The following is an 11,395-nucleotide window of genomic DNA, read 5'->3' on the forward strand; positions in this document are numbered from 1 at the left end:
CCACGCCGTGCGGGCGGCCAGAATGCGTAGGGACGCCCGGCCGCCACGCGGCCCCGGGCGCCGCAGCGGGGTGGGCCGGCCACGCGCCGCCGGAGTTTCCGGCGGGCCTTCCGGCCCTGTGAAGGGCCGAGGAGGGCCGGGTGACGACGTATGACGAGCGAGCCAGCCACGGGGCTCCGCCCGCTCCGGCGGAGCCGGGCGGAGCGGCGGGGCCGGCCGCCGCGCTGACCGCCACCGCGGAGCGGGTGCGCCGCTCGGTGGAGAGCGTGATCGAGGGCAAGCCGGAGGTCGTGCGGCTGGCGCTGACCGTCCTGCTCGCCGAGGGGCACCTGCTGATCGAGGACGTGCCGGGCGTCGGCAAGACGATGCTCGCCAAGGCGCTGGCCCGGTCCGTCGACTGCTCGGTGCGGCGCATCCAGTTCACCCCGGACCTGCTGCCCTCCGACATCACCGGCGTGAGCGTCTACGACCAGCAGCGCCGGGACTTCGAGTTCAAGCCCGGCGCGATCTTCGCGCAGATCGTCATCGGCGACGAGATCAACCGCGCCTCGCCCAAGACCCAGTCGGCGCTGCTGGAGTCGATGGAGGAGCGCCAGGTCACCATCGACGGGCACACCTATGAGCTGCCCAGCCCCTTCATGGTCGTGGCCACGCAGAACCCGGTCGAGATGGAGGGCACGTACCCGCTGCCCGAGGCCCAGCGCGACCGCTTCATGGCCCGGGTGTCCATCGGCTATCCGGGGCCGGAGGCCGAGCTGCGGATGCTGGCCTCGCACGGCGCCCTCTCCCCGCTGGACGATCTCCAGCCCGTCGCCCACGCACACGAGATCGGCAAGCTGATCGAGGCGGTCCGCGCGGTGCACGTCGCCGAGCCCGTCCTGCGCTACGCGGTGGACGTGGTCGGCGCCACCCGGCAGCACCCCGAGCTCAGACTCGGCGCGTCGCCGCGCGCGACGCTGCATCTGCTGCGGGCGGCCAAGGCCGCGGCGGCGCTGGCCGGGCGGGAGTTCGCCCTGCCCGACGACGTCCGGGCGCTGGCGGTGCCGGTGCTCGCCCACCGGCTGCTGCCCACGGCACAGGCCCAGCTCGGCCGGCGCACCGCCGAGCAGATCGTCGTGGACATCCTGCGGCGCACCCCGCTGCCCGACCCGTTCGGCCGGCAGCCGCCGGGCGCGCGGGGGCTGTGATGCCCGCCCCGGGCGGCCCGCCCGGCGACGGGGAGGGACGCGGCGGGCTGTGGGCCGCGTTCGGCGGGCTGACCACCCGGGGCCGCTCCTTCCTGGCGGCGGGCGTCGCCGCGACGGCCTGCGCCTATGTGCTGGGCCAGGAGGACCTGCTGCGGGTGGGGCTGCTGCTGGCCGTGCTGCCCGTGGTGTGCGTGGTGGTGCTCCACCTCACCCGGCACCGGGTCACCGGCAGCCGGCGGCTCGCGCCCGCGCGCGTGCCCGCCTCCGCCGAGGCCCGGGTGAGCCTGCGCGTCGACAACGTCTCGCGGCTCCCCACCGGCCTGCTGATGCTCCAGGACCGGGTGCCCTATGTGCTGGGCCCGCGCCCGCGCTTCGTCCTGGACCGGATGGAGCCGGGCGGGCGGCGCGAGGTCTCCTACCGGGTCCGCGCCGATCTGCGCGGCCGCTACCCCCTGGGCCCGCTCCAGCTGCGGCTGACGGACCCGTTCGGGATGTGCGAGCTGACCCGCGGTTTCAGCGCGTACGACACCCTGACCGTCGTGCCGCGCGTCGACCGGCTGCCGCCGGTGCGCCTCGGCGGCGAGGCGGCGGGCCACGGCGACGGCCGCTACCGCGTCCTCGCCCTGGCCGGGGAGGACGATGTCATTCCGCGCGGCTACCGGCACGGCGACGATCTGCGCCGGGTCCACTGGCGCTCCACCGCCCGCTACGGCGAGCTGATGGTGCGCCGCGAGGAGCGGCCCCGGCGCGCCCACTGCACGGTGCTGCTGGACACCCGGGCCGTCGCCTACGAGGGCGCCGGGCCCGGCTCGCCCTTCGAGTGGGCCGTCTCCGGGGCGGCCTCGGTGGCGTCGCACCTGATGGAGCGGGGCTTCACCGTCCGGCTGCTGACCGACACGGGCAGCGCCCTGCCGGGCCACGACGTCTCCTCCGGCGGCTACGCGAGCTCCTCGCCGGACCCGTCCGGCGCCGCCGGGCTGATGCTGGACGCCCTCGCCGTGATCGACCACTCCGAGGGCAGCGGCCTCTCCCCCGCCCATGACGCGCTGCTCGGTGCCGGCGGCGAGGGCCTGCTGGTGGCGTTCCTCGGCGACCTGGACGAGCCGCAGGCGGCCCTGGCCGCCCGGATGCGCCCCCGTGGCGGCACGGCGGTCGCCTTCGTCCTGCCCACGGCCACCTGGTCGGGCGCCCCCGAGGGCGACCCGGCCCACCCCGAGGCCGAGGAACGCCTGCGCGTCCTGCGCGACGCGGGCTGGACGGCCCTGCCCGTCGCTCCCGGCACGGCACTGCCCGACCTGTGGCGGCTGGCGGGGACACCGGGCAGCCCTGCGGGCGGCCCGTACGGCGCGGGCGCGTACGGCGTGCCGGGCGCCGCCCTGGCCGATGGGTACGGCGCGGGTGGGTACGGCACGGCGACGGCCCCGGGGGCGGCGGCCGACGGCACGGCGGCCGGCCCGGCGCGGGCGGGCGCGGCAGGCGGTGGGGCGACGGGCAACGGTGCCACCGCGAGCGGTGCCCCCGGCGGCAACGGGGCGGGGGGCCGGGCGTGAGCGGGCGGTCGCGGCTGGCGGTGTGCGGGGTGCTGGCCACCCTGGGGACGGCCTGCGCGATGCTGCCGCTGGTCGAGCGGACCGTCTGGATCCTCCAGGCCGCGCTGCTGCTGTGCGTCCAGACGGCGGTCGGCGTGGCGGCCCGCCGCGTGCCGCTGGCCCGGTGGCTGACGGTCGCGGCGCAGGCCCTCGTCGTCCTGCTGCTGCTCACGCTCGTCTTCGCCCGCGAACGGGCCGTCGGCGGGATACTGCCGGGCCCCGACGCCTTCGAGGAGTTCGGCCGACTGCTGCGGCAGGGCGTGGACGACGTCGGGCGGTACGCCATCCCGGCGCCCGCGACGACGTCCATCCGGCTGCTGCTGATCGGCGGTGTGCTGCTGGTCGGGCTGGTGGTGGACGCCCTGGCGGTCACCTTCCGCGGCGCGGCCCCGGCGGGCCTGCCCCTGCTGGCGCTCTACTCGGTCGGCGCCGGGCTGTCCAAGGGCAGCGCGGGCCGGCTGTGGTTCCTCATAGCGGCCGCCGGCTATCTGCTGCTGCTCCTGGCCGAGGGCCGGGACCGGCTCGCGCGCTGGGGCAGGGTGTTCGGCGGCGGGGCCGCCGGCGCCCCGGCCGGCGTCGCCGCCGGCCTCGCGGCGGGCGGCGGCCCGGCCCTGGCCCCGGTGCGCACCGGCCGGCGCATCGGGGCACTCGCGCTGGGGCTCGCCCTGGCGCTCCCGGTCGCGCTGCCCTCGATCGGCGGCGGGCTGCTGGCCGCGCGCGGCGCCGGCGAGGGCCCCGGCTCCGACGGCGGCACCATCTCCGCCGTCAACCCGCTGGTCTCGCTGCAGAACAGCCTCAACCAGCCGGAGAACCGGGAGCTGCTGCGCTACCGCACCTCCGCGCCGTCCGTCCAGGACCTGTACCTGCGCATCGTCGCCCTCGACCGGTTCGACGGCGCGTCATGGCGCGCCTCCGAGCGGCGCATCACCGATGTGCCCGACCCGCTGCCCACCCCCGCCGGGCTGACCACCGGGGTCCGTACGGCCCGCATCGGGGTCTCCGTCGCGGCCTCCGACGGCTACGGCCAGAACTATCTGCCCCTGCCCTATCCGGCCGAGCGGGTGCGGGTCCCGGGCCAGTGGCGGTACGAGCCGGAGGGCCGGGCGCTGGTCGGCGACCACGGCCAGACCACGCGGGGCGTGCGCTATCAGGTGGCGGGGCTGCTCGTGGAGCCGACGGCCGCTCAGCTCGCCGCCGCGCCCGCGCCCCCGGAGCAACTGCTGCGCGAATACACGCGGGTGCCGCCCGCGATGCCCAAGGTCGTGGCGGAGACGGCCCGGAAGGTGACCGCCGGCGCGGCCGACTCCTACCAGCAGGCGGTGAAGCTGCAGGACTGGTTCGCCGCGAGCGGGGGCTTCCGCTATGACACGGAGGTGCGTTCGGGCAGCGGCCCCGACGCCATAGCGCGCTTCCTGGAGGAGAAGCAGGGCTTCTGCGTCCACTTCTCCTTCGCCATGGCGGCCATGGCGAGGACGCTGGGCATCCCCGCGCGCGTGGCGGTCGGCTTCACCCCGGGCACCCCGCAGCCGGACGGCACGGTGTCGGTCGGCACCAAGGACGCCCACGCCTGGCCCGAGCTGTACTTCGAGGGCGCCGGGTGGACCCGGTTCGAGCCCACGCCCAGCCGGGGCACCCCGCCCGAGTACACGGTCGCGCAGGCTCCTTCCGCCCCCGACCCGGGCGTCCCGGCCCCGGAGCCCGGCCGGAGCAGGGCGCCGCAGCCGGCGCCCTCGGCGGACGGCGGCTGCCCGCCCGAGCTGAAGAAGGTCGACGGCTGCGGCGGCGTCGTGCGGCTGGAGGCGGGCGGGTCCTCCGGCGGTACGTCGCCGCTCACCCTGGCCGTCGTGATCGTGGCAGCGCTGGCCGCGCTGCTGCTGCCCGCGCTGCCCCACCTGTGGCGGAGGCGGGCGTGCGCCCGGCGGCTCGACGGCCGGGCCGGGCCGCGCCCGCTGGCCGCCTGGCGCGAGCTGACCGACTCCGCGTGGGACTACGGCATCCCGCCGGACGATTCCCTGACCCCCAGGATGGCGGCGGCCCGCATCGTCCGGGACGCGCGGCTGGCCGGACCGCACGCGGAGGCCGTGGGGCGGCTGGCGACGGCGGTCGAGCAGACGCTGTACGCGCCGTCGCCGCCGCCCGCCGGGGCGACGGCGAGCGCCGACGTCGAGGCCGCCCGGGCGGGCCTGCGGGCCTCGGCGGGGCGCCGGGCGCGGGTGCGGGCCGTGGTGGCGCCCCGGTCGGCGGTGCGGGTGGTGTGGGCGTGCGCCGGGTTCTGGGCGGGCGTCCGGTCGGCGGCGAGGGCGCGCCTGCGGCGGCTGATCCCCCGCTCCCGCCCCTTCCCGTGACCGGGGCTGGGCCGCGTGCCCCTGGCGACCCCCGCATACGCCCGTGGGGCCAGGACGTCCGTCCTGGCCCCACGGGTAAGGAGCACACGTGTCAAGACAAAGCGGGCTAGTGCCCCTGCTCGTCCCGTCGCCGCTGCCATCGCTGCTCGATGCGGTCCATCATGCCGCGCCGGCGGCCGACCGGCCGCCGTGCCATGCCCGGACCACCGGGCCCGCCGGGACCGCCGACGCGCCGGACGCCGGGCCTCGGCGCCTTGCGCCACCCCGTCACCGCGAGCACGGCGCAGCCCAGCATGACGAGGAAGCCCGCCACGCTGATCCAGATCCGCTGGGTGACCATTCCGGCCATGAGGAGCGCGATGCCCACCAGAAAACCCGCGACCGCCTGGTAGACCCGTCGCCGGGTGTACGTGCGCAGGCCGCTGCCCTCGAGCGCTGTGGCGAACTTGGGATCTTCGGCGTACAGCGCTCGCTCCATCTGCTCGAGCATGCGCTGCTCGTGCTCCGAGAGCGGCACGGAGTCCTCCTACTCGTCGGTCGCGGGGGGCGACCGGGTGCGACCCTTTCAGGATAGGCAGGGAATCGCCCCCGTGAAACCCGCCCCTCTGCGCCAATTCGGCCACCGGCCCCGGTGTGGCGATCGATGCCGTCGGGACGTACATTCCCTGCCTGCCGATCGGCCATGCCGGACGGTGTCCCCCGATCATACGGGGCGAACGAGCTGATCGGGTGGGGTCCGCCCGAGGCGGGGACGAGGCGGGGACGGGGGGTCGCGTCAGTCCCGCTCGGCCAGGACGTGCAGCTGCGTGGCGATGGAGTGGAAGGCCGGCAGTTCGGCCGCGGCGGCCTCCAGCCGCAGCAGCGCGTCCAGCGCGCCGGGCTCGTGGTCGACGAGCACGCCGGGCACCAAGTCGGCGAAGACGCGCACGCCGTGCACCGCGGAGACCTCAAGGCCCGCGTCGCCGACGAGGCCGGAGAGCTGCTCGGCGGAGAAGCGGCGGGTGAGCGGGTCCCCGGCGCCCCAGTGGCCGGAGGGGTCGGTGAGGGCCTGGTGGGCCTCGGTGAAGTGCCCGGCGAGGGCGCGGGCGAGCACGGCGCCGCCGAGGCCGGCGGCGAGCAGGCTGAGGGTGCCGCCGGGGCGGAGGGCCGCGACGACGTTGCGGACGCTGTCGGCGGGGTCCTCGACGTACTCCAGCACGCCGTGGCAGAGCACGACGTCGAATCCGTCGCGGTCGACGACGTCGAACAGGCCGTGGGCGTCGCCCTGGACGCCGCGCACCCGCTCGGCGACCCCGGCCTCGGCGGCCCTGCGCTCCAGCGCGAACAGCGCGTTGGGGCTGGGGTCGACGACGGTGACGTGGTGGCCGAGCCGCGCGAGGGGCACCGCGAACTTGCCGGAGCCGCCACCGGTGTCGAGGACGTCCAGGGCCTCCCGTCCGGCGGCCTTGACCCGGCGGTCGAGGGCGTCCTTGAGGACCTCCCAGACCACGGCGGTACGGAGGGACGCCCGGGGGCGCAGCGGGTCTGACACGGCGGGTGACTCCTCGGCGGGTGACTGCGGGTGACTGACGTCGGGCGGCACCAGCCTAATGGGCCGGACCGCACCGCCCGGCACCTCGCGCCACGCGCCCTCCCGCATCGGTGCGAACCGGCCACGACCTGCGCGAACTCCCGCGTTCGGGAACGGGGTTGACGGAGGAAGGGAGCGATCCGCATACTTTTGCACTGACCGGTCAGTCCAAGGTTGCTTGGAGGTCCTGTGGACGGCATCCCGCACGGAGCCGCGATCGCGGCGACGGGCCTCGGTGTCCGGGGGCCGCGCGGCTGGGCGTTCCGCGCGGTGGACGTCGACGCGCCACCCGGTTCGCTCGTGGCCGTCGAGGGCCCCTCCGGCTCGGGCCGCACCTGTCTCCTGCTCACTCTCACCGGTCGTATGCGGCCGTCCGCCGGGCACGCCGAGATCGCGGGCCTGACCCTGCCCCGGCGGATGGCGGCCGTCCGGCGCCTGAGCGCGCTCGCGCACGTCCCGGGCGTCGCCGAGCTCGACGCCTCCCTGACCGTCGGCGAGCACCTGCGGGAACGCGCGCTGCTCCAGCGGAGGTTCGGCGCCTCGCCCGGCGCGCTGTTCCGCACCGGGGCGGAGAAGGCGGCGCGGGAGGCGGCCCGTACCGAGGCCGCGCTCGCGGCCGCCGGGCTGGAGGTGTCCGCGCTGCCCAAGGGCGCCGGCACGGCCGTACGGGATCTGGGGCGGCTGGAGGCGCTGCGGCTGTCGCTGGCCCTCGCGCTCGTCGGCTCGCCCCGGCTTATCGCGGTGGACGACACCGACCTCAAGCTCACAGCGGCCGAACGCGAGCAGGCGTGGGCGCTGCTGCGCGCCCTCGCCGGGGCCGGTACGACCGTGCTCGCGGTGTGCGCGGAGGCGCCGCCACCGGGCGACGCGCTGGTCGTCCGCACCGACCGGACCATGTCACAGGCCCCGAAGGGAGCGGCGGATGCGCTCGCCGAAATTGGCCGTCCTTGAGCTGAAACGATTCGGGAGGGGCCGGCTGCCGCGCGCCGCGCTCGTCGCCCTGCTCCTGCTGCCCCTGCTCTACGGCGCGTTGTACCTGTGGTCGTTCTGGGACCCCTACGGGCGGCTCGACAAGGTGCCGGTGGCGCTGGTCAACGCCGACCGGGGCACGACGGTGGACGGCGAGCGGCTGGCGGCCGGCGACTCGATCGTCAAGGGGCTGCGCGACTCCAAGTCCTTCCAGTGGCACGAGACGAGCGCCGCCGAGGCCCGGAAGGGGGTCGAGAAGGGGACGTACTACCTGTCGTTGACCATCCCGGCCGATTTCAGCAGGCTGCTCGCCTCCAGTGCCGGCTCCGGCTCCGGCGGCTCCCCCGTGACCGGCGCGCTCCAGGTCCGGACGAACGACGCGAACAACTACATCGTCGGCCAGATCTCCCGCTCGGTCTTCTCCGAGGTCCGGGCGGCCGCGTCGCGCAGGACGTCACGGTCCTTCTACGACAAGATCTTCGTCTCCTTCTCCAGCCTCCACGGCAAGACCGAGGAGGCGGCGGGCGGCGCCGACCGGCTCGGCGAGGGCATCGGCGAGGCCCGCAAGGGCGCCGGGGACCTCAAGGACGGCCTGACCCGCGCCCGTCATGGCAGCGGCGAGCTCGAGCAGGGCGTGGACCGGCTGCACGACGGCGCCGGCACCCTGGACTCCGCCGCCCGGCGACTGGCCGGCGGCGCCGCGCGCGTGGCGGACGGCACCCGGCAGCTGGCCGACAAGGTGAACGGCGTCGCCGGCAAGGAGGGCGCGTTCGTCAAGGAGCACGCGGGCGAGATAGGGGAGGCCGCCCGTGGCGTCGCCCGCGAGGCGCGCACCGTCCGCGAGCACCTGGCCGACCTGCCCTCCCCCGCCGTCACGGGCCCGCTCGCCAGGGCCGCCAGGCGCGGCGCGGACGACCTGTCCGCCGCGTACGACAAGCTGTGCGCGACCGGCACCGGCACCGGCACCGGCACCCGGGCCGGCACCACCACCGGGACCGGCACCGCCACCGGCGCCTCCACGCCGGGCGACTACTGCCCGGCCCTGAAGAAAGCCGTGTTCGCCGCGCGGCAGTCGGCCGAGGGCGCGGAAAAGCTCGACGCCCTCGTGCGGAACGAGAACGGCGAACTCGACCGGCTCCCCGGGCAGCTGGACGCCCTGAGCGCCGCCGCCGAACGGCTCGCCGACGAGGCCCCGCACCTCGCCCGGGACATCGACGGCGCCGTACGGAAGGTCAACGCCCTCAACGACGGCGCCCAGCAGGTGGCCGAGGGCGCCGGCCGCATCGGCGAGGGCACCGGACGGCTGCGCGACGGGCTCGGCACCGCCAGGACGGGCGCCGCCGACCTCGACGACGGCATCGGCCGGCTGCGCGAGGGCGCGGACACCCTCCAGGGCGGCATGGTCAAGCTGTCCGACGGCTCCGCCAAACTCGCGGGCGGCCTCCACGACGGCGCCGCGAAGATCCCCGACTACGGCAAGAAGGAGCGCGACGCCCGCACCGAGGTGATGGCCGACCCGGTCTCCCTGGCCGCCAAGGCGCTCCACAAGGCCCCCGAATACGGCACCGGATTCGCCCCCTACTTCATCCCGCTCTCGCTCTGGGTGGGCGCGATGGTCGCCTACATGCTGATCCAGCCCCTCAACCGGCGCGCGCTGGCCGCAGGCGCCTCCGCCTGGCGGATCGCCGTGGCGGGCTGGCTGCCCGTCGTCGCCATCGGCGTCGTCCAGGCGGCCGCGCTGCTGGCCGTCCTCCACTGGGGGCTGGGCCTGCGACCGGTGCGGGCGGCGGGCACGGCGGGCTTCGTCGTCCTCGTCGTCGCGTGCTTCGCGGCCGTCGTCCAATGGCTGAACGCCCGCTTCGGGCCCGCCGGGCGCATCCTCGTCCTCGCCCTGCTGATGCTCCAGCTGACCTCGGCGGGCGGCACCTACCCGGTGCAGACCAGCCCCGGCTTCTTCAACGCGATCCATCCCTTCCTGCCGATGAGTTACGTCGTACAGGGGCTGCGCCACCTCATCACCGGCGGCGGCCTCGCCCCCGTCTGGCAGGCGTGCGGCGTCCTGGCGGCCTTCACCGCCGCCGCCCTGGCCCTGACGGCCCTCTCGGCGCGGGGCAAACAGGTCTGGTCCGTGGACCGGCTGCACCCGGAGCTGAGCCTGTGAGCGCGGACACGGCCGGTACGGGGAGAATCACCGTCATGGACAGCAGCGGTACACGGCGGCAGAACACCCGGCGCAAGCTCTTCGAAGCAGCGGTCACCCTCATCGCCGAACAGGGTTTCTCCTCCACCACCGTGGACGAGATCGCCGAGCGCGCCGGCGTCGCCAAGGGCACGGTCTACTACAACTTCGCCAGCAAGACCGTGCTCTTCGAGGAGCTGCTGCGGCACGGCATCGAGCTGCTGACCGACTCCCTCCAGGCCGCCGCCGACGAGACGGCCGAGCGCGGCGGCAGCCGGGTCGACGCCCTGGACGCGATGATCCGGGCCGGCCTGGACTTCATCACCCGCTACCCCTCGCTCACCCAGCTCTACGTGGCCGAGCTGTGGCGCACCAACCGGGCCTGGCAGTCGACGCTGATGCAGGTGCGGCAGAAGGCGATCGCCGTCATCGAGGCCGTCCTGACCGAAGCGGTCGCGACGGGCGAGCTGAGCACCGAGCTGGACATCCCGCTGACGGCGTCGGCGCTGTTCGGCATGGTGCTGGTGGCGGCGCTGGACTGGCAGTCGTTCCAGCCGGAACGGTCGATCGACGAGGTGCACTCGGCGCTGTCGCGGCTGCTGCAGGGGCGGGTGAGCGGCGCGGGCCGCTAGCGCGCGGACGTCCGCCGGCCCGGTGCGGCCCGATCCCCCTCGGTCCGCACCGGGCCGTCGTTCCCCCGCGATTCCCCCGTGTTCCCCCGTACCTCCCCCGCCCGCGTCGGGGTCCGCCGTCCGCCGTTCCGCCGCCCCGTATCGGCGGTACCGGCTCCGGCGGCCCCTTCCGCGACCACCACTCTTCCTCCCGGACGGGGTGCGCCCCATCCGCGCGCGTACTCATCTCCGCGCCTGAGTACGCGTACTCAGGGACCCCGGGACGGCGGTTACGATCTTCCGCGTGTCGGTGCTTCCCTTGGTGTTCACAAGCGGCTGGGCCAGCGGTGTCAACGCCTACGCCGTGGTCCTGCTGCTCGGTCTGCTCGGCGCGACGGGGGTGAGCGACGACGTGCCCGGGGCGCTCCAGCGCCCCGACGTCCTCATCGCGGCGGGCGTGCTCTTCCTCTGCGAGGCCGTCGCCGACAAGATCCCGTACGTGGACACGGTCTGGGACGCGGTCCACACCGTCATCAGGCCCGTCGCCGGAGGCGTGGTGGGCGCGCTGCTCGCCGGCCAGCACGGCTCCCTCCCCGAGCTCGCGGCGGGCGCGGTGGGCGGCTCGGCCGCGCTGCTGAGCCACCTGGTGAAGACGGGCACGCGCATGGCGGTCAACACGTCACCGGAGCCGGCCAGCAACATCGTGCTGAGCCTGGTGGAGGACCTCGGGGTCGCGGCGCTGATCGTGTTCGCGATCTTCCACCCGGTGGCGGCGGCGATCATCGCGGCGACGTTGCTGGCGGCGGGGATCGGGCTGGTCGTCTTCCTCTGGAAGCGGGTACGCGCGTTCCTGCGGCGCCGTCGCGAACGGCGATCCAGCCTCGCCGGCGTTTGAGGCGCGGGGGTCTGGGGCGGAGCCCCGGGAAACGGGGAAAGGGCGGGACT

9 protein-coding genes are annotated in these 11,395 nt (G+C 75.8%); 7 read left to right on the forward strand and 2 right to left on the reverse strand.

All coding sequences use genetic code 11. From position 1 onward, the window contains the following. Positions 1-140 precede the first annotated feature (140 nt). From IE096_RS24500 to IE096_RS24510, 3 genes are read left to right on the forward strand one after another with little or no spacing between them, the layout of a single operon-like run. The gene (locus tag IE096_RS24500; RefSeq protein ID WP_189455232.1) at positions 141-1,187 is read left to right on the forward strand and encodes an AAA family ATPase; all 1,047 of its coding nucleotides are present in this window, start codon (positions 141-143) and stop codon (positions 1,185-1,187) included. After that, complete coding sequence (locus IE096_RS24505) at positions 1,187-2,737, forward strand: DUF58 domain-containing protein (protein WP_189455235.1); 1,551 nt, start codon at positions 1,187-1,189, stop codon at positions 2,735-2,737. Before IE096_RS24500 ends, IE096_RS24505 begins: the two co-directional genes overlap by 1 nt. Next, positions 2,734-5,121, forward strand: a complete 2,388-nt coding sequence (locus tag IE096_RS24510) for a transglutaminase TgpA family protein (RefSeq protein WP_189455237.1) — start codon at positions 2,734-2,736, stop codon at positions 5,119-5,121. Before IE096_RS24505 ends, IE096_RS24510 begins: the two co-directional genes overlap by 4 nt. Before the next feature lie 106 nt (positions 5,122-5,227). On the opposite strand, the gene IE096_RS24515 is transcribed toward IE096_RS24510, so the two are convergent. Continuing rightward, positions 5,228-5,638: an SCO2097 family morphological protein gene (locus tag IE096_RS24515; protein WP_189455239.1), complete on the reverse strand. Its 411-nt coding sequence runs from the start codon at positions 5,636-5,638 to the stop codon at positions 5,228-5,230. A 258-nt stretch (positions 5,639-5,896) separates the two neighbouring features. Beyond that, positions 5,897-6,652 carry a methyltransferase gene (locus tag IE096_RS24520; RefSeq protein WP_189455241.1) on the reverse strand — a complete coding sequence of 252 codons (756 nt, stop codon included), beginning with the start codon at positions 6,650-6,652 and terminating at the stop codon, positions 5,897-5,899. Between the two features lie 228 nt (positions 6,653-6,880). Between IE096_RS24520 and IE096_RS24525 the strand changes: the two genes are divergently transcribed. The 4 genes from IE096_RS24525 to IE096_RS24540 all read left to right on the forward strand — a co-directional run bounded on the left by IE096_RS24525 (position 6,881) and on the right by IE096_RS24540 (position 11,345). Next, positions 6,881-7,642, forward strand: a complete 762-nt coding sequence (locus IE096_RS24525) for an ATP-binding cassette domain-containing protein (protein ID WP_189455243.1) — start codon at positions 6,881-6,883, stop codon at positions 7,640-7,642. After that, positions 7,614-9,821: a YhgE/Pip family protein gene (locus IE096_RS24530; RefSeq protein WP_189455245.1), complete on the forward strand. Its 2,208-nt coding sequence runs from the start codon at positions 7,614-7,616 to the stop codon at positions 9,819-9,821. Before IE096_RS24525 ends, IE096_RS24530 begins: the two co-directional genes overlap by 29 nt. Before the next feature lie 35 nt (positions 9,822-9,856). Beyond that, positions 9,857-10,471 (forward strand): TetR/AcrR family transcriptional regulator, encoded by a 615-nt coding sequence (locus IE096_RS24535; protein ID WP_126913749.1) that lies wholly within the window; start codon positions 9,857-9,859, stop codon positions 10,469-10,471. Positions 10,472-10,754: 283 nt separating this feature from the next. Next, positions 10,755-11,345: a DUF4126 domain-containing protein gene (locus IE096_RS24540; RefSeq protein ID WP_189455246.1), complete on the forward strand. Its 591-nt coding sequence runs from the start codon at positions 10,755-10,757 to the stop codon at positions 11,343-11,345. Positions 11,346-11,395 lie beyond the last annotated feature (50 nt).

It is taken from the genome of Streptomyces abikoensis, from assembly GCF_014648775.1.
Taxonomy (GTDB): Bacteria; Actinomycetota; Actinomycetes; order Streptomycetales; family Streptomycetaceae; genus Streptomyces; species Streptomyces abikoensis.

Coding starts and splice junctions, on each gene's coding strand:
- IE096_RS24505 (WP_189455235.1), top strand. CDS start 1,187: ATGCCCGCCCCGGGCGGCCCGCCCGGCGACGGGGAGGGACGCGGCGGG.
- IE096_RS24535 (WP_126913749.1), top strand. CDS start 9,857: ATGGACAGCAGCGGTACACGGCGGCAGAACACCCGGCGCAAGCTCTTC.
- IE096_RS24530 (WP_189455245.1), top strand. CDS start 7,614: ATGCGCTCGCCGAAATTGGCCGTCCTTGAGCTGAAACGATTCGGGAGG.